Source organism: Streptomyces sp. NPDC037273, from assembly GCF_055603625.1.
In genome coordinates this window covers 380,079-397,392 of record NZ_JBVJVO010000003.1, presented here as the reverse complement: position 1 = coordinate 397,392, position 17,314 = coordinate 380,079, and the positions used below count along the sequence as shown (strand labels likewise).

Annotated in this window: 18 protein-coding genes; 5 read left to right on the top strand and 13 right to left on the bottom strand. The window is 69.4% G+C overall.

All coding sequences use genetic code 11. The features are described 5' to 3' along the window. Position 1 precedes the first annotated feature (1 nt). Entirely contained in the window at positions 2-751 is a 750-nt protein-coding gene (locus tag ACZ7G1_RS11145) for an ABC transporter permease (protein WP_470872311.1), read from the top strand. A gap of 13 nt (positions 752-764) precedes the next feature. Beyond that, positions 765-1,337, top strand: coding sequence for a cob(I)yrinic acid a,c-diamide adenosyltransferase (locus tag ACZ7G1_RS11140; RefSeq protein WP_470872312.1), 573 nt, complete (start codon positions 765-767; stop codon positions 1,335-1,337). On the opposite strand, the gene ACZ7G1_RS11135 is transcribed toward ACZ7G1_RS11140, so the two are convergent. Next, positions 1,254-1,928 carry a hypothetical protein gene (locus ACZ7G1_RS11135; protein WP_470872314.1) on the bottom strand — a complete coding sequence of 225 codons (675 nt, stop codon included), beginning with the start codon at positions 1,926-1,928 and terminating at the stop codon, positions 1,254-1,256. The two genes, ACZ7G1_RS11140 and ACZ7G1_RS11135, sit on opposite strands and share 84 nt — an antisense overlap. Positions 1,929-2,089: 161 nt before the next feature. On the opposite strand from ACZ7G1_RS11135, the gene ACZ7G1_RS11130 reads away from it, so the two are divergent. The 3 genes from ACZ7G1_RS11130 (at position 2,090) to ACZ7G1_RS11120 (ending at position 5,907) form a co-directional block, all read left to right on the top strand. Continuing rightward, entirely contained in the window at positions 2,090-3,286 is a 1,197-nt protein-coding gene (locus tag ACZ7G1_RS11130) for a sensor histidine kinase (protein ID WP_470872316.1), read from the top strand. Continuing rightward, a complete protein-coding gene (locus ACZ7G1_RS11125) occupies positions 3,283-3,936 on the top strand; it encodes a response regulator (protein ID WP_470872317.1) in 654 nt (217 codons plus the stop codon). Before ACZ7G1_RS11130 ends, ACZ7G1_RS11125 begins: the two co-directional genes overlap by 4 nt. Positions 3,937-4,059: 123 nt before the next feature. Then, positions 4,060-5,907 (top strand): glycosyl hydrolase family 18 protein, encoded by a 1,848-nt coding sequence (locus ACZ7G1_RS11120; protein WP_470872318.1) that lies wholly within the window; start codon positions 4,060-4,062, stop codon positions 5,905-5,907. Positions 5,908-5,970: 63 nt separating this feature from the next. On the opposite strand, the gene ACZ7G1_RS11115 is transcribed toward ACZ7G1_RS11120, so the two are convergent. From ACZ7G1_RS11115 to ACZ7G1_RS11060, 12 genes are all read right to left on the bottom strand, one after another. Beyond that, entirely contained in the window at positions 5,971-6,417 is a 447-nt protein-coding gene (locus ACZ7G1_RS11115) for a DUF2550 domain-containing protein (RefSeq protein WP_470872320.1), read from the bottom strand. A 145-nt stretch (positions 6,418-6,562) separates the two neighbouring features. Next, a complete protein-coding gene (locus ACZ7G1_RS11110; protein ID WP_470872322.1) occupies positions 6,563-6,937 on the bottom strand; it encodes a F0F1 ATP synthase subunit epsilon in 375 nt (124 codons plus the stop codon). 113 nt (positions 6,938-7,050) lie between these two features. Continuing rightward, the gene (gene atpD / locus ACZ7G1_RS11105; protein ID WP_470872323.1) at positions 7,051-8,493 is read right to left on the bottom strand and encodes a F0F1 ATP synthase subunit beta; all 1,443 of its coding nucleotides are present in this window, start codon (positions 8,491-8,493) and stop codon (positions 7,051-7,053) included. Then, complete coding sequence (locus ACZ7G1_RS11100) at positions 8,493-9,410, bottom strand: F0F1 ATP synthase subunit gamma (protein WP_470872324.1); 918 nt, start codon at positions 9,408-9,410, stop codon at positions 8,493-8,495. Before ACZ7G1_RS11100 ends, atpD begins: the two co-directional genes overlap by 1 nt. Before the next feature lie 20 nt (positions 9,411-9,430). Continuing rightward, complete coding sequence (gene atpA / locus ACZ7G1_RS11095) at positions 9,431-11,029, bottom strand: F0F1 ATP synthase subunit alpha (protein ID WP_470872325.1); 1,599 nt, start codon at positions 11,027-11,029, stop codon at positions 9,431-9,433. A 140-nt stretch (positions 11,030-11,169) separates the two neighbouring features. Beyond that, the gene (locus ACZ7G1_RS11090) at positions 11,170-11,985 is read right to left on the bottom strand and encodes a F0F1 ATP synthase subunit delta (protein ID WP_470872326.1); all 816 of its coding nucleotides are present in this window, start codon (positions 11,983-11,985) and stop codon (positions 11,170-11,172) included. Further along, positions 11,982-12,527: a F0F1 ATP synthase subunit B gene (locus tag ACZ7G1_RS11085; protein WP_470872328.1), complete on the bottom strand. Its 546-nt coding sequence runs from the start codon at positions 12,525-12,527 to the stop codon at positions 11,982-11,984. Before ACZ7G1_RS11085 ends, ACZ7G1_RS11090 begins: the two co-directional genes overlap by 4 nt. A gap of 41 nt (positions 12,528-12,568) precedes the next feature. Further along, complete coding sequence (gene atpE / locus ACZ7G1_RS11080; protein ID WP_010474382.1) at positions 12,569-12,802, bottom strand: ATP synthase F0 subunit C; 234 nt, start codon at positions 12,800-12,802, stop codon at positions 12,569-12,571. A 91-nt stretch (positions 12,803-12,893) separates the two neighbouring features. After that, the gene (gene atpB, locus ACZ7G1_RS11075; RefSeq protein ID WP_015036204.1) at positions 12,894-13,703 is read right to left on the bottom strand and encodes a F0F1 ATP synthase subunit A; all 810 of its coding nucleotides are present in this window, start codon (positions 13,701-13,703) and stop codon (positions 12,894-12,896) included. 222 nt (positions 13,704-13,925) lie between these two features. After that, positions 13,926-14,339, bottom strand: coding sequence for a hypothetical protein (locus ACZ7G1_RS11070; RefSeq protein WP_367822019.1), 414 nt, complete (start codon positions 14,337-14,339; stop codon positions 13,926-13,928). Positions 14,340-14,601: 262 nt separating this feature from the next. Then, positions 14,602-15,915, bottom strand: a complete 1,314-nt coding sequence (locus ACZ7G1_RS11065; protein ID WP_470872331.1) for an MraY family glycosyltransferase — start codon at positions 15,913-15,915, stop codon at positions 14,602-14,604. A 107-nt stretch (positions 15,916-16,022) separates the two neighbouring features. Further along, complete coding sequence (locus tag ACZ7G1_RS11060; protein WP_470872333.1) at positions 16,023-17,270, bottom strand: serine hydroxymethyltransferase; 1,248 nt, start codon at positions 17,268-17,270, stop codon at positions 16,023-16,025. Between the last annotated feature and the right edge of the window lie 44 nt (positions 17,271-17,314).

The following is a 17,314-nucleotide window of genomic DNA, read 5'->3' as shown; positions in this document are numbered from 1 at the left end:
GATGCTGTTCCGCGACACCGCGCTGCTCTTCGGGCGCTATGCCCGCCAGACCCTGCGCTCCCCGTTCCAGATCTTCTTCGGCGCCTTGATGCCGCTGCTCTACCTGCTCTTCTTCGGACCGCTGCTCACGGGCCTCCCGCTGGGCCGCGAGGGCGACTCCTGGCAGGTCCTGGTCCCCGGCCTGCTGCTCCAGCTCGGCCTCTTCGGCGCCTCGTTCGCCGGCTTCTCGATCATCATGGAGAAGAACTGGGGCGTGTTCGACCGGATGCGGGTCACCCCGGTGAGCCGCCTCGCCCTGCTGCTCGGCCGGATCCTGCGGGACGCCGCGCTCTTCGTCTTCCAGGCGGTCCTGCTCGTCGTGGCCGCGATCCCCATGGGCCTTCGGGCGCCGCTCCCCGGCATCCTCCTCGGCTTCGGCTTCGTCGCCCTGCTCTCCGCCGCGCTCGCCTCCCTCTCGTACGCGCTCGCCCTGAAGCTGCGCACCCCGCAGGAGTTCGGTCCCGCGATCAACACGCTCGCGATGCCGGCGATGCTGCTCTCGGGCCTGATGCTGCCGATGGCCCTCGCCCCCGGCTGGCTCGACGTGCTCTCGCACCTCATGCCGTTCCGCTACCTGGTGGACGCGGTCCGGGAGGCGTACATCGGCCACTACACGACGGCGGCCATGCTGTACGGGGTGCTCGTCGCCCTCGGACTGACGGCGCTCGCCGTGACGGTCGGCACACGCGCGTTCCGGAGCGCCGGTGCCTAACTAGGCTGGACCCATGGTCAATCTGACGCGCATCTACACCCGTACCGGCGACCAGGGCACGACGGCCCTCGGCGACATGAGCAGGACCGCCAAGACGGACCTGCGGATCTCGGCGTACGCCGATGCCAACGAGGCCAACGCGGTGATCGGCACCGCCATCGCGCTCGGGCGGCTCGACGAGGAGGTCGTGAAGGTCCTGGTGCGCGTGCAGAACGATCTGTTCGACGTGGGCGCCGACCTCTGCACCCCGGTGGTGGAGGACCCGAAGTACCCGCCGCTGCGGGTCGAGCAGGCGTACGTGGACAAGCTGGAGGCCGACTGCGACCGGTTCCTTGAGGAGCTGGAGAAGCTGCGTTCCTTCATCCTGCCGGGAGGCACGCCCGGTGCGGCACTGCTGCACCAGGCGTGCACGGTGGTCCGGCGGGCCGAGCGGTCCACCTGGGCGGCCCTCGAGGTGCACGGCGAGACGATGAACGCGCTCACCGCGACCTACCTCAACCGCCTATCGGACCTGCTCTTCATCCTTGCCCGGACCGCGAACAAGGAGATCGGGGACGTGCTCTGGGTCCCGGGCGGTGACCGCTGAACCGGTCTCCGGTGAACCCGCCTCCGGGGCCGGGTCGGCGGCCGGGGCCGGGTCGGCGGCCGGGGCCTTCTTCGGCCAGATCGCGTAACTGAGCGCGATCAGGCCGTGGATGCCGGCCGTCCGCCAGGCGACGCCGATCCAGCCGAACAGCGAGTCGGTGTTCCCGTCACCGCCGACGTACCAGGCGGCGAGGAGCAGCAGGCCGGAGGCGACGGCCGCGGCGACGACCGAGCCCAGCCAGACCCGGCCCTCGTGGCGGGCGCGCGCCATGCCGTAGCGCGGGGGCCCGGCGGGCCGCGGCGCGCCGCCGAAGCGGTGGGCGGCGTGGCCGTCGAGCCACTTCACGGTGCGGTGGCCGTGGCCGACGGTGTAGCCGATGTAGACGGCGGCGAGGCCGTGCTTCCAGCTGGGGTCGGCCCCGTTCTTGAGGTCGATCGCGGTGACGACGAGCAGCACGACCTCCAGGAGCGGCTCGCACAGGAGCAGCGCCATACCCGTCCGGGGCATCTTCAGGACGTAGCGGGTGGCGAGCCCTGCGGCCAGCAGGACCCAGAAACCGATCTCGCAGGCGGCGATCAGCGTGACGATCACGACGGTTCCCCTTTCGGTCCCCTCCAGCCTCCCGTGGGGCCGGGCCCGAATCGTCGTCGCCGGAGACGAACTCCGCCTACATCCTTCGACGGAGGCCGCCCGGCGCGCGAATCGCCCCGCGCGAGGAGGTCCAGGCCCGCGCGGGCGTGTTGGATGAACGGGTGAGACTCCCCCGCCCGCACCCCGTCGACCTGCTCATCGCCGCCTCGGGGCTCGCCTGCGGACTGCTCCTGTGGTCCTTCGGGCTCTACACGACCGGCGGCCGCCTCTTCCAGCAGCCGTGGGCCGCGCTCGTCCCGCTCGTGGTGATGGCCGCGATGGAGGCGCTGCGCCGGACGCTGCCGCAGACCGCGCTGGTCATCGGCACCCTCGCCATGACGGCGGACCAGTTCACCAACGGCAACCTGGCCACGGTCCTGATGTTCACGGACGTGGTCTACGCGGCCGTGGTGTACGGCTCCCCCGGCGCCGCCCGCCGCGTCCCGTACACGACGGCGCTGATCACCGTCGGGATCACGGTCGGCTTCCTCGTCTGGTGGCAGAACGCGATCGCCCTCCTGGTCGGGGTGCTCACCGGCATGATCTCCTTCCTGCCGGCCGTCACCGGCGCGGTCGTCCGCAACCACCGGCAGGCGGCGGAGGCCGCCCGGCTGCGGGCCGAGCAGACCGCGCTGCTCGCCGAGATGGACCGGACGCAGGCCGTGGTGGCCGAGCGGGCCCGGATGGCCCGCGAGCTGCACGACATGGTGGCGAACCACCTGTCGGCGATCGCCATCCACTCCACGGCGGCGCTCTCCCTGGACGAACCGGCCACCACCCGGCAGGCGCTGACGGTGATCCGGGAGAACAGCGTGGCGGGTCTCGCGGAGATGCGGCGGCTCATCGGGCTCCTGCGGGACACCAGCGGGGACGCGGAGCCGGCCGCCGCGCCCACCCTGGCAGGGGTCGACGCCCTGGTCGCCAAGGCGCGCGCCGACGGCGGACCCAGCGGCCTGCGCTTCGCCCTGGCCGACGCCCGGGCGAACGGCTCCGCCCTGCCGGCGCCGGTGGAGCTGGCCGCGTACCGGATCGTCCAGGAGTCCCTGACCAACGCCCTGAAGCACGCGGCCCCGGGCGAGGTCCGCGTCGCCCTCGCCCGTACGCCACGGGCCCTGACGGTCGAGGTGACGAGCCCGTTCGGGCAGCGCCCCGGTCCCACCGCGCCCGGTTCGGGGGCGGGTCTGGTAGGGATGCGGGAACGGGTGGCCCTGCTCGGCGGGGAGTTCGAGGCGGGTCCGGCGACGGACGAGGCGGGTCACAAGCGATGGCGGGTCCGGGCCGAACTGCCCGTGGACGCCCACGACGAGGAGCGGGCATGACGGTGCGGGTGGTGGTCGCCGAGGACCAGTCGGCGGTACGGGCGGGGCTCGTGCTCATCCTGGGCAGCGCCCCGGACATCGAGGTCGTCGGCGAGGCGGCGGACGGCGAGCGGGCGGTCGAGCTCGCCCGCGAACTCCGCCCCGACCTCGTCCTGATGGACGTGCAGATGCCCCGGATGGACGGCGTGACGGCGACCGGGATCGTGGTCGCCGAGGGCCTGGCCGACGTCCTGGTGCTGACCACCTTCGATCTGGACGAGTACGTGTTCGGGGCGCTGCGCGCGGGCGCGGCGGGCTTCCTCCTGAAGAACGCGGACGCGCGCGAACTCATCGAGGCGGTGCGGACGGTGGCGCGCGGCGAGGGCCTGATCGCCCCGGCGGTGACCCGGCGGCTGCTCGCCGAGTTCGCCGCGACCGGGCGTCCCGCGCGGACGGGGCGGGGAGCGGACCCCGCGGTTCTGGACGTCCTGACGCCCCGGGAGCGCGAGGTGTTCTCGGCGCTCGGCGGCGGTCTCTCGAACGCGGAGATCGCGGTGCGGCTCGACATGGCGGAGGCGACGGTGAAGACGCACGTCAGCAAGGTGCTCGGCAAGCTGGAGCTGCGGAGCAGGGTTCAAGCGGCCGTGCTAGCACAGGAGTTGGGGGTCTAGGGGGAGAACGGCAACGTTGGTCTGGACCTCTTGACGATTGGTCCAGACCTTCCTACGCTCGGCGGGCGCGCGCATCTTCACGGACCACCCCCACCTTGTCCGTCCGCAACTTGAGGAGCACCGTTGAGCACTCAAGCACCGACGCGCAGATCAGGGTTCAGACGCCGGGCCGCCGCCGGTCTGACCGCCCTGATCCTGCCGCTGGCCGCCATGGTCGGCCTCGCCTCCCCCGCCGAAGCCGCCACCTCGGCCACCGCGACCTACACGAAGGGCTCCGACTGGGGCACCGGCTTCGGCGCCAACTGGACCGTCAAGAACACCGGCACCACCACCATCACCTCCTGGACCGTCGAGTGGGACTACCCCGCCGGCACCTCGGTCACCTCCGCCTGGGACGCCACCGTCACCAGCTCCGGCACCCACTGGACCGCCAAGAACGTCGGCTGGAACGGCACGCTGGCCCCCGGCGCCTCCGTCTCCTTCGGCTACAACGGCGCCGGCCCCGGCGCGCCCAGCAACTGTAAGATCAACGGCGCTTCCTGCGACGGCACCCAGCAGCCCGGCGACAACCCGCCCTCGGCCCCCGGCACCCCGGTCGCCTCCAACATCACCGACACCTCGGTGAAGCTGACCTGGACCGCCGCCACCGACGACAAGGGCGTCAAGAACTACGACGTCCTGCGCGACGGCACCAAGGTCACCACCACCACGGCCCTGACCTACACGGACAACGGCCTCACCGCCGGCACCGACTACAGCTACACGGTCGTCGCCCGCGACACCATCGACCAGACCGGCCCGGCCGCCGGCCCCACCCCCGTCCACACCACCGGCGGCGGAGGCGGCCAGCCCCTCCCGAACGCCGTGAAGATGGGCTACTTCACCAACTGGGGCGTCTACGGACGCAACTACCACGTGAAGAACATCGTGACCTCGGGCTCCGCGTCCAAGATCACCCACATCAACTACGCCTTCGGCAACGTCCAGGGCGGCAAGTGCACCATCGGCGACGCCTACGCCGACTACGACAAGGCCTACACCGCCGACCAGTCCGTCGACGGCGTCGCCGACACCTGGGACCAGCCGCTGCGCGGCAACTTCAACCAGCTCCGCAAGCTGAAGAAGGCCTACCCGAACATCAAGGTCCTCTGGTCCTTCGGCGGCTGGACCTGGTCCGGCGGCTTCGGCCAGGCCGTGCAGAACCCGACCGCCTTCGCCCAGTCCTGCTACGACCTGGTCGAGGACCCGCGCTGGGCCGACGTCTTCGACGGCATCGACCTCGACTGGGAGTACCCGAACGCCTGCGGTCTCTCCTGCGACACCAGCGGCGCCGCCTCCTTCAAGAACATGATGCAGGCCATGCGCGCCAAGTTCGGTGCCAACAACCTGGTCACCGCGGCCGTCACGGCCGACGCCTCCACCGGCGGCAAGATCGACGCCGCCGACTACGCGGGCGCCGCGCAGTACATGAACTGGTTCAACGTCATGACGTACGACTTCTTCGGCGCCTGGGCGGCCAAGGGCCCGACGGCCCCGCACTCCCCGCTCACCTCGTACGCCGGCATCCCGCAGGCGGGCTTCAACTCCGCCGAGGCGATCGCCAAGTTCAAGGCGAAGGGCGTCCCCGCCAACAAGCTCCTCCTCGGCATCGGCTTCTACGGCCGCGGCTGGACCGGCGTCACCCAGTCCGCCCCCGGCGGCACCGCGACCGGCCCCGCCCAGGGCACGTACGAGCAGGGCATCGAGGACTACAAGGTCCTCAAGAACTCCTGCCCGGCCAACGGCACCATCGCCGGCACGGCCTACGCCCACTGCGGCACCAACTGGTGGAGCTACGACACCCCCGCCACCGTGAACTCGAAGATGGGCTGGGCCAAGAACCAGGGCCTCGGCGGCGCCTTCTTCTGGGAGTTCAGCGGTGACACCACCAACGGCGAACTCGTCGGCGCCATCAACACCGGCCTGAACTAGCCCGCGGCAGCACACGAAGAAGCGGGGGACGGTGCAGCACACCGTCCCCCGCTTCCTCACGCATTAAGCGACGTTCACCCGCTGGCCGGGAGGCGCCGCCTCCAGCCAGGCCATGAAGCCGGTCCTGGCGTCCTCGCTCATCGCGAGCTCCAGGCGGACGCCCTCGTACATACAGGGCTGGATCACCGCGTCGGAGAGCAGCGCCAGCTCCTCCTCGCCCTCCGGCATCCGGCGCTCCAGGGCCACGATGGACGAGCGCTCCAGGACCCGGCGCGGGCGGGGCGCGTACGAGAAGACGCGGAACCAGGCGATCTCGTCACCGCTGTAGCGGGCGACGCCGTACACCCAGCCCTTGCCGGTCGGATCCGGCGCGTCGCCGACGTCCCAGCGCAGCGAGCAGTCGAAGGTGCCGCCGGCACGCTGGATGAGTCTCCGGCGCAAGCCGAAGACGAAGAGCCCGATCACCACCAGTGCGACGACCAGGCCGCACACGAGCAACGCGAGGAACATCTTCACCGACCTCCTCGCTGCGTCCCGTAGCCGGCGCGACCGGCAGAACCGAATACAACCTGCATATGCATCGCCTCAGCCGCGGCACGGTCTGGAAAATTCCAGCCATGCCGCGGCTGAGGGCTTGGGGCTCTCGCGCGGTCCGCTAGCGGACCGATACCGCGCGCAGCCGGACCTCGGCGCGCCGCTCGGCGGCGGCGTCCGAATCCGTCTTCGCGCGCTCCAGCGCGCGCTCGGCGCGCTGGGTGTCGATCTCGTCCGACAGCTCGGCGATCTCCGCGAGCAGAGACAGCTTGTCGTCGGCGAACGAGATGAAACCGCCGTGGACAGCGGCCACGACAGTGCCGCCCTCACTCGTACGGATGGTCACGGGGCCCGACTCCAGCACACCGAGCAGCGGCTGGTGACCGGGCATGACGCCGATGTCGCCGGAGGTCGTACGCGCGATGACCAGGGTGGCCTCGCCGGACCAGACACTCCGGTCCGCTGCGACCAGCTCGACGTGCAGCTCAGCAGCCAAGGGTGGCTCCTCGGGTCACCACCCGGCGGTGCTGCCGGGTGTTGGGATCAATTCTAGTGGGCGTGAAGAGGGGGGCGGGAACGGCTCCCGCCCCCCTCAGGCGAGCACGGGGCTCAGGAGACGCCGAGCTCCTTGGCGTTGTTCTTGAGGTCCTCAAGACCACCGCACATGAAGAACGCCTGCTCCGGGAAGTGGTCGAACTCACCGTCGCAGATCGCGTTGAACGCGGCGATCGACTCGTCGAGCGGAACGTCCGAACCGTCCACGCCGGTGAACTGCTTCGCCGCGTGGGTGTTCTGGGACAGGAAGCGCTCGACACGACGCGCGCGGTGCACGACGAGCTTGTCTTCCTCGCTCAGCTCGTCGATACCGAGGATCGCGATGATGTCCTGGAGGTCCTTGTACTTCTGCAGGATTCCCTTGACGCGCGTGGCGGCGTCGTAGTGGTCCTGCGCGATGTAGCGCGGGTCCAGGATCCGGGACGTGGAGTCCAGCGGGTCCACGGCCGGGTAGATGCCCTTCTCGGAGATCGGACGGGAGAGAACCGTCGTCGCGTCGAGGTGGGCGAAGGTGGTGGCCGGGGCCGGGTCGGTCAGGTCGTCCGCGGGGACGTAGATCGCCTGCATCGAGGTGATCGAGTGACCACGGGTCGACGTGATGCGCTCCTGGAGGAGACCCATCTCGTCGGCCAGGTTCGGCTGGTAACCCACCGCGGAGGGCATGCGGCCGAGCAGCGTGGAGACCTCGGAACCGGCCTGGGTGAAGCGGAAGATGTTGTCGATGAAGAACAGCACGTCCTGCTTCTGCACATCGCGGAAGTACTCCGCCATGGTCAGACCGGCGAGGGCCACACGGAGACGGGTGCCCGGGGGCTCGTCCATCTGGCCGAAGACCAGCGCGGTCTTGTCCAGAACGCCGGACTCTTCCATTTCCGCGATGAGGTCGTTGCCCTCACGGGTGCGCTCGCCGACGCCGGCGAAGACGGAAACGCCCTCGTGCAGCTTGGCCACACGCATGATCATTTCCTGGATCAGAACGGTCTTGCCGACACCGGCGCCACCGAACAGACCGATCTTTCCACCCTTGACGTACGGGGTGAGAAGGTCGACGACCTTCAGGCCGGTCTCGAACATCTCGGTCTTCGACTCGAGGTCCGCGAACGCCGGGGCCTTGCGGTGGATGGACCAGCGCTCGCTGACCTCCGACTCCGCCTCGGGCTCGTTCAGGATCTGGCCCAGCGTGTTGAACACGCGACCCTTGGTGACGTCGCCGACGGGCACCGTGATGCCGTCGCCGGTGTCGGTCACGGGGGCCTGGCGGACCAGACCGTCGGTGGGCTGCATCGAGATGGTGCGGACGATGCCGTCACCGAGGTGCTGCGCGACCTCGAGGGTCAGCGTCTTGAGCGCGCCGTCCTCGGCCGGGTCGGCGACCTGGACGTGGAGGGCGTTGTAGATCTCCGGCATCGCGTCGACGGGGAACTCCACGTCGACGACCGGGCCGATGACCCGGGCGACGCGGCCCGTGGCGGCGGCCGTCTCAACAGTGGTCGTCATTACTTGTCACTCCCCGCGGTCGCGTCGGCCAGGGCTGCGGTGCCACCGACGATCTCGCTGATTTCCTGGGTGATTTCGGCCTGGCGGGCCGCGTTGGCAAGTCGGGAGAGGTTGTTGATCAAGTCTCCCGCGTTGTCGGTCGCCGACTTCATCGCACGACGCGTGGCGGCGTGCTTGGAAGCGGCCGACTGCAGCAGCGCATTGTAGATCCGGCTCTCGACGTAGCGCGGCAGGAGGGCGTCCAGGACGTCCTCCGCCGACGGTTCGAAGTCGTACAGCGGGCGGAGCGTGTCCGACTCGCCGGCCTCCTTCGCCACGTCGTCGAGGCTGAGGGGCAGCAGCCGGGCCTCGACCGCGGTCTGCGTCATCATCGAGACGAACTCGGTGTAGATGATGTGGAGCTCGTCCACACCACCCTCGGCCGTGTCCTTCTCGATCGCCTCGATCAGCGGGGCCGCGATCTTCTTGGCGTCCGCGTACGTGGGCTCGTCCGTGAAGCCGGTCCACGTGTCGGAGAGCTTGCGCTCACGGAAGTTGAAGTGCGCGACACCGCGGCGACCGACGACGTAGACGTCGACCGCGCGACCCTCGCTCTCCAGCTTCCTGATCAGCAGTTCCGCCGCCTTGATGGCGTTGGAGTTGAACGCGCCGGCCAGACCGCGGTCGCTCGAGAGGAGCAGTACCGCGGCACGGCTGGGGTTCTCCGCCTCGGTGGTCAGCGGGTGCTTGTCGTTCGCACCCGTGGCCACCGCGGTGACCGCGCGGGTCAGCTCGGTGGCGTACGGGGTCGACGCCTGCACCTTGCGCTGCGCCTTCACGACGCGCGAGGCGGCGATCATCTCCATCGCCTTGGTGATCTTCTTCGTCGCGGTGACGGATTTGATGCGACGCTTGTAGACCCGGAGCTGCGCTCCCATGAGTCAGGTCCCTTCCGTCGTCACTTCGAGACGTTGACGGCGGCAGGGGCGTCGTCGCCGAGCAGCTTGCCGTCAGAGGTCTCGAACTGCTTCTTGAACTCCGCGATGGCGTCGGCGACGGCCGTCAGGGTGTCGTTCGACATCTTCTTGCCCTCACGGATGGAGGTCATGAGACCGGAGTGGCTCTGGCGGAGGTACGCCAGGAGCTCGGCCTCGAAGCGACGGATGTCGGCGACCGGGACGTCGTCCATCTTGCCGGTGGTACCGGCCCAGACGGAGACGACCTGGTTCTCGGTCGGCATCGGCTGGTACTGAGCCTGCTTCAGCAGCTCGACCATGCGCTGACCGCGCTCCAGCTGCGCCTTCGACGCGGCGTCCAGGTCGGAACCGAAGGCGGCGAACGCCTCGAGCTCACGGAACTGGGCCAGGTCCACGCGGAGGCGGCCGGCGATCTGCTTCATGGCCGGGTGCTGGGCGGAGCCACCGACTCGGGAGACCGAGATACCGACGTTCAGGGCCGGACGCTGGCCGGCGTTGAACAGGTCGGACTCCAGGAAGCACTGGCCGTCGGTGATGGAGATGACGTTGGTCGGGATGAACGCCGAGACGTCGTTGGCCTTCGTCTCGACGATCGGCAGACCGGTCATCGAACCCGCACCGAGCTCGTCCGAGAGCTTCGCGCAGCGCTCGAGCAGACGCGAGTGCAGGTAGAAGACGTCACCCGGGTAGGCCTCACGGCCCGGCGGGCGGCGCAGCAGCAGCGACACGGCGCGGTAGGCGTCGGCCTGCTTCGACAGGTCGTCGAAGACGATCAGGACGTGCTTGCCCTGGTACATCCAGTGCTGACCGATGGCGGAACCGGTGTACGGCGCCAGGTACTTGAAGCCGGCCGGGTCGGACGCCGGGGCGGCGACGATGGTCGTGTACTCGAGGGCACCGGCCTCCTCCAGCGCGCCGCGGACGGACGCGATGGTGGAGCCCTTCTGGCCGACGGCGACGTAGATGCAGCGAACCTGCTTGTTCACGTCGCCCGAGCGCCAGTTGTCACGCTGGTTGATGATCGTGTCGATGCACAGCGCGGTCTTGCCGGTCTGGCGGTCACCGATGATCAGCTGACGCTGACCACGGCCGACCGGCGTCATGGCGTCGACGGCCTTGTAGCCGGTCTCCATCGGCTCGTGGACCGACTTACGGGCCATAACGCCCGGGGCCTGCAGCTCGAGGGCGCGGCGGCCCTCGGTCGCGATCTCGCCGAGACCGTCGATCGGGTTACCGAGCGGGTCGACGACGCGACCCAGGTAGCCCTCACCGACACCGACGGAGAGGACCTCGCCGGTGCGCTGCACCGACTGACCCTCCTCGATGCCGCTGAACTCGCCGAGGACGATCGCACCGATCTCGCGCTCTTCGAGGTTCAGCGCGAGACCGAGGGTCCCGTCCTCGAACTTCAGCAGCTCGTTCGCCATGGCCGAGGGAAGACCCTCGACCTTCGCGATACCGTCACCGGCCAGGCTGACCGTGCCGACCTCCTCGCGCGAGGCCGCGTCCGGCTGGTACGACTGGACGAAGTTCTCCAGTGCGTCCCGGATCTCCTCCGGCCGGATCGTGAGCTCCGCCATCTGGGTTCCCTGCTCTCCTTGTTGGGCCCGAAGTTTCTTAAGGGGTCTGGGGGCCGACCCCCAGGAATCTTCTGCAATCTCTGCACGGCCCAACCGGGCCGCTGGTGTAGCTGTGTAGCTGTGTGCTGCGGTGGCTGCCGTCAGCCGGCCAGACGGCGGGTGGCCTCGTCGAGGCGCTCCGCGATCGAGCCGTTGATGACCTCGTCGCCGACCTGCACGGTGATCCCGCCGAGGACCGCCGGGTCCACGTCCAGGTTCAGGTGCATCTGGCGGCCGTACAGCTTGGCCAGGGCGGCACCGAGGCGCTGCTTCTGCTGGTCGGACAGCGGCACCGCCGAGGTGACGACGGCGACCATCCGGTCCCGGCGCGCCGCGGCGAGCTTGGACAGGGACTCGAGTCCCGCTTCCAGGCTACGTCCCCGGGGCTGGGTCACCAGACGGACGACCAGGCGCTCGGTGGTCGCGTGGGCCTTGCCACCGAGCAGGCTGCGGAGCAGCTCGCTCTTGGCGGTGGCCGTCGCGGCCTTGTCCGTCAGCGCCGAGCGGAGCTCGTTGCTGGAGGACACGATCCGGCCGAAGCGGAACAGCTCGTCCTCGACGCCGTCGAGCGCGCCCGACTTCTGCGCCGCGGTGAGGTCGGCGATGTTCGCCAGCTCCTCGGCCGCGTCGACCAGGTCGCGCGAACGCGACCAGCGGTTGCGCACCATGCCCGAGACCAGGTCGACGGTCTCGCCGCCCACCTGACCGCTCAGGAGTCGCTGCGCGAGCTCGGCCTTGGCCTCACCCGGCTGAGCGGGGTCGGTCAGGACCCGGCGCAGCGACACCTCGCGGTCGAGCAGCGTGGTGACGGCGGCCAGCTCGTCCGCGAGCTTCGTCGCGTCGACCGACGTGTTGTCGGTCAGCGCGTCGAGGGACTCACGGGCGGCGGCCAGTGCCTCACGGCTCGCTCCGTTCATCGGACGGCCTCGGCCTTCTCCTCGAGCTCTTCGAGGAAGCGGTCGATCGTGCGGCTCTGTCGGGCGGCGTCCTCGAGGGACTCGCCGACCAGCTTGCCGGCCAGGTCGGTGGCGAGCTTGCCCACGTCCTGACGCAGCGACGCGGAGGCGGCCTTGCGGTCGGCCTCGATCTGCGTGTGGCCGGCCGCGATGATCTCCTCGCGCTGGCGCTGGCCTTCCGCCTTCATCTCCTGGATGATCGCGGTGCCCTGCTCCGTCGCCTCCTGGCGGAGACGCGCGGCTTCGTGGCGGGCCTCGGCGAGCTGAGCCTTGTACTGCTCCAGCACACTCTGAGCCTCGATCTGGGCCGACTCGGCCTTCTCGATGCCACCCTCGATGGCCTCGCGACGCTCGTCCAGAACCTTGTTGATGTTCGGGAGGAGCTTCTTCGCGAGGAAGCCGAAGACGATGACGAAGGCGATCAGGCCGATGACGAGCTCGTCGAGATGCGGGATGAGCGGAGGCTGCTCCTCCGCCGCTTCCGCAAGAAGCAGAGCGTTCACATCAGTGCCTTCCGTAAAAAGAATCGGGCTGTCGGTCCGGCTTACTTGTAGACGAAGCCCATGACGATGCCGATGAGGGCGAGCGCCTCACAGAAGGCGAAACCCATGATCTGGTTGGTGCGGATCAGGCCGGCCGCCTCAGGCTGGCGGGCGAGGGCCTGGGTGCCGTTACCGAAGATGATGCCGACGCCGACGCCGGGGCCGATGGCCGCGAGGCCGTAGCCGATGGAGGCGACGTTTCCGTTGACGGCGGCGAGAGTCTCGAGAGCGGACATGCCGGTTCTTCCTTCTCTTTCAAGGACCCGGTGGGGGTTGGCCACCGGACGACTGTTGGTTTGGGGGTGGTGCTGCCGGTCAGGGCCGGACTCAGTGGTGCTCGGAGAGCGCGCCCTGGACGTAGCTGCAGGCCAGGAGCACGAAGACGTACGCCTGGACGGCCTGGATGAAGAGCTCGAAGGCCGTCATCACGAGGACCATCACGAACGAGGCGCCGGCGTAGACGAAGCCCAGGCCGTTCATGAGGTACCAGGTGGCAAGCGAGAACATCACGATGAGCAGGTGACCGGCGAACATGTTCGCGAACAGTCGGACCGCGTGCGTGAAGGGCCGGATGAGCAGGTTCGAGAAGAACTCGAGGACGACGACGAGCGGCAGGATCGGGCCGAGCGACTTGTCGTAACCGACGATGTTCTTCCAGCCGCCGACGAAGCCGTGCTTCTTGAAGGTCAGCGAGACCCAGAGGACGTACACGATCAGCGCCAGGGCCGCCGGGAAGGCGATCAGCGAGGTGACCGGGAACTGGGCCAGCGGGATGATCGACCAGAGGTTCAGCATCCACACGAAGAAGAACATCGACACCATCAGCGGGACGTACTTCTCGCCGTCCTTCTTGCCGATGATCTCGTAGACGATGCCGCGGCGCACGAAGTCGTAACCGGCCTCGCCGACCATCTGCATCTTGCCGGGGATCAGCTTGGGCTTGTTGAAGGCGGCCCAGAAGAACCCGACGACCACGAGCGAACCCAGGATCGCGAGCAGCATCGGCTTGGTGAAGTCGAAGCCACCCACGGAGAACATGGGCTCGTACATGAACGTGTGCAGGCCCGGCGCCGGGAAGCCACATCCGGTGAAGATGTGGCAATCCGGGTCGAAGGCAAGCGTCTGGTCAGCACTCACCGCGGGCTCCTTCAGCGTGGCGCATAGGTACGGCAACCTCGTTGTGTCGGCGCGGCACGCAGCCGCGGGTCGGCACTGGACTGGTCTTACGGATAAGGGGGCGGCGGTTCGGCATCGAGCCTCGCGCTGGGACAGGCGTCTCGGATGCCCGCGCCCGCAGTGCCGCAGTTGGCACCGGACGATAGCAGGAAGCCGAACGCGGCTTTATCCCGGCCCTACCCTTCACTGCTTCGACCCCGACTTCTCGGGCTCGACATACATGATCTTGGCCTTCATGTAGGCCCGGGCCTGTGCGGCGACCCACACCACGGTCGTCGCCAGCAGCGTGAAGGCGAAGGCCTTGAAGTCGAACAGCGTCGTGTCCTTGAACAAGGCCAGGAAGATGAAGAGCAGCAGCAGTTGGGCCGTGTAGAGCATGAGCCCCATGGCCTGGAAGAGCTGCGGCAGCGACTTCGCCGTCCGCTGGAGCACCACGAGCCCGACGCCCATGAAGAGGAGGACGACCAGGGTGCCGGCGACGGCGCCGAGCGCGCCCTTGCCACCGGCGACCACCCCGCTGACGACCGTGGCGATGACGCCGACGGCAGCGGTGGGTACGGCGGTGTGCAGCAGGGTGCGTGCGTCGTTGGACGGCATGGCGGTGTCTCCGCTTGTGGCAGGGGGCGATGGTGTCGTCAAGGACGAGCGTAAGCCCGGTCCGAGGTGGGTCTCGGGGCCAACAGACCGTCGCACTACGGTCTTTCGGCACTGTCGCCGGGTCTCGTGAACGGTATCACAAACTATTTGAATAGGTCTTTACCCATAAGGTGTGCCAACAGTCACACATGAGAGTGACGGCGCGCGTGTGTGCGCGACACGGGGGCACCCTGTCTGGTATTGGCCGCGAATGCGGCTTTCGTCAACTCGGCGTTCCGGCCTTCCGCCGGTCGGGGAAGCGCGCGCGGTTGCCGATGGCGGTGGCGCCGTTGATGCCCGCCGGCACCGGAACGCGCTCCTCCTCGACCACCGGGGCCTCCACGACGGGCTCCGGGACCGAAATCCGCTTGCGCCGGCGGTAGCGGGGCGGCACGACCGACTGGGCCCAGCGCGGAGCCCGCGGGGTGAAGCGCGGCAGCAGGAGGAGCACCAGACCGATGGCGCTCAGCGCGACGACGCCGAGGACGATCCACATCGACGTCGAGTGGACCGAGTACGCCAGCGTCCCGAAGGCGATCAGGGCCGACCAGAAGTACATGATCAGCACCGCCCGGCTGTGCGAGTGGCCGATCTCCAGGAGCCGGTGGTGCAGGTGGCCGCGGTCCGCCGCGAACGGCGACTGGCCCTTCCACGTACGGCGCACGATCGCGAGGATCAGGTCCGCCATCGGGATCGCGATGATCGTCAGCGGCAGCACCAGCGGGATGAAGACCGGCAGGGCGGCGTGGGTGGCCTCGCGGGTCGAGCCCTCGAACAGCTTCAGGACGTCGGGGTCCACCTGGCCGGTGATCGAGATCGCCGAGGCCGCCAGGATCAGGCCGATCAGCATCGAGCCCGAGTCGCCCATGAAGATCCGCGCCGGGTGCATGTTGTGCGGCAGGAAGCCCAGGCACATGCCCATGAGGATGGCCGCGAAGAGCGTCGCGGGGGCGGCCGCCTCGATCGTGTAGCCGTACCAGAGGCGGTACGCGTACAGGAAGAAGGCCGCGGCGGCGATGCAGACCATGCCGGCGGCGAGGCCGTCGAGGCCGTCGACGAAGTTCACCGCGTTGATGGTGAGGACGACCAGGGCGACCGTGAGCAGCGTGCCCTGGCCCGGGGTGAGCGCGACCGTGCCGACGCCGGGGATCGGCAGCCACAGGATCGTCAGACCCTGCGCGACCATCACGCCGGCGGAGATCATCTGCGCGCCGAGCTTGATCAGCGCGTCCAGTTCGAACTTGTCGTCGAGGACGCCGATCAGCCAGATCAGCGCGGCGCCGGAGAGCAGCGCGCGGGGCTCGTTGGACAGCTCGAAGACGCTGCTCAGGTTCTGCAGGTGGGCGGCGACGAGGAGGCCCGCGCACAGCCCGAAGAACATGGCGATGCCACCGAGCCGCGGAGTCGGTTCTCGGTGTACGTCGCGGGCGCGGATCTCCGGCATCGCCCCGGTCGCGATGGCGAACTTCCGCACCGGACCGGTGAGCAGATAGGTCACCGCGGCCGTGACACAGAGCGTCAGCAGGTAATCACGCACGGGCTGCCCCACAGGAATCGCTGGCCATCTCAGCCCCACACCCTAGCCGTGCCGTCCATGTGGTTGGAGACACCGGGGCGTCCCGAACGGTTGCGGGCGGTCTCCGCTCAGCGTCCATACGGGGGAAACAGGCCGGTCAGCTCCCGTACCTCCGCCCGCACCCGGGCCGTTTCCGCGGGGTCGTCACGAAGGGCGACGGTGAACAGGGCGGCGATTCTCGCCATCTCCGCGGCGCCCATCCCCTGGGTGGTGACGGCGGCCGTGCCGAGCCGGATACCGCGCCCCTCCCCGTACGGCAGGGCGCAGGTGTCGAGCACCATGCCGGCGGCGGCGAGCCGGGCGCGGGCGGTGCGGCCGTCGACGCCGAGGGGGGCCGGGTCGGCGGTGATGAGGTGGGTGTCCGTGCCGCCGGTGGTCAGCGCGAAGCCCTCGGCGGCGAGCGCGGCGGCGAGCACCTTCGCGTGTTCCACCACCTGATGGGCGTACGCGGTGAACGCCGGAGTGGACGCCTCGCCGAAGGCGACCGCCTTCGCCGCGATCGTGTGCATCTGGGCGCCGCCCTGGGTGAACGGGAACACCGCGCGGTCGACCCGCCCCGCCAGGTCCTCGCCGCACAGCAGCATCCCGCCACGCGGGCCGCGCAGCACCTTGTGGGTGGTGGCGCAGACGACGTCGGCGTACGGCACGGGGTTCGGCGCCGCTCCCCCGGCGACCAGGCCGATCGGGTGGGCGGCGTCGGCGATGAGATAGGCGCCGACCTCGTCGGCGATCTCGCGGAAGACCGCGTAGTCGAGGTGGCGGGGGTACGAGATCGAGCCGCAGACGATCGCCTTCGGCCGGTGGTGACGGGCGAGCGCGGCGACCTGCTCGTAGTCGACGAGCCCGGTCTCGGCGTCGACGCCGTACGGCACGAAGTCGAACCACCGGCCGGAGAAGTTCGCGGGCGATCCGTGTGTCAGATGGCCGCCGTGGTCGAGGCCCATGGCCAGGACCGTGTCACCGGGCCTCAGAAGGGCCGCGTAGGCCGCCAGGACGGCCGCGGAACCCGAATGGGCCTGGACGTTCGCATGATCCGCCCCGAAGAGCGCGGTGGCCCGTTCCACGGCGATCCGCTCCGCCGCGTCCACGTACTCGCAGCCCCCGTGGTGCCGCGCGCCGGGGTACCCCTCGGCGTACTTGTTCGCCAGGGGCGAGCCCAGCGCCGCGAGCACCGCCTCCGACGTGAAGTTCTCCGCCGCGATCAGCTGCAGACTGTCCGCCTGCCGCCGTACCTCCCCCAGCACCACATCCGCGATCTCAGGATCCCGCCTCCGCAGAACCCCCAGATCCTCATCCACCGACACGCTCACCGCCATGCCCCCAATGTAGGCGCGCGTCCACCTCCCCGCCCGTCGGAACC

Coding starts and splice junctions, on each gene's coding strand:
- ACZ7G1_RS11145 (WP_470872311.1), top strand. CDS start 2: ATGCTGTTCCGCGACACCGCGCTGCTCTTCGGGCGCTATGCCCGCCAG.
- ACZ7G1_RS11140 (WP_470872312.1), top strand. CDS start 765: ATGGTCAATCTGACGCGCATCTACACCCGTACCGGCGACCAGGGCACG.
- ACZ7G1_RS11125 (WP_470872317.1), top strand. CDS start 3,283: ATGACGGTGCGGGTGGTGGTCGCCGAGGACCAGTCGGCGGTACGGGCG.
- ACZ7G1_RS11115 (WP_470872320.1), bottom strand. CDS start 6,417: ATGTTCCTCGCGTTGCTCGTGTGCGGCCTGGTCGTCGCACTGGTGGTG.
- atpD (WP_470872323.1), bottom strand. CDS start 8,493: ATGACGACCACTGTTGAGACGGCCGCCGCCACGGGCCGCGTCGCCCGG.
- ACZ7G1_RS11100 (WP_470872324.1), bottom strand. CDS start 9,410: ATGGGAGCGCAGCTCCGGGTCTACAAGCGTCGCATCAAATCCGTCACC.
- atpA (WP_470872325.1), bottom strand. CDS start 11,029: ATGGCGGAGCTCACGATCCGGCCGGAGGAGATCCGGGACGCACTGGAG.
- ACZ7G1_RS11090 (WP_470872326.1), bottom strand. CDS start 11,985: ATGAACGGAGCGAGCCGTGAGGCACTGGCCGCCGCCCGTGAGTCCCTC.
- atpE (WP_010474382.1), bottom strand. CDS start 12,802: ATGTCCGCTCTCGAGACTCTCGCCGCCGTCAACGGAAACGTCGCCTCC.
- ACZ7G1_RS11070 (WP_367822019.1), bottom strand. CDS start 14,339: ATGCCGTCCAACGACGCACGCACCCTGCTGCACACCGCCGTACCCACC.
- ACZ7G1_RS11060 (WP_470872333.1), bottom strand. CDS start 17,270: ATGGCGGTGAGCGTGTCGGTGGATGAGGATCTGGGGGTTCTGCGGAGG.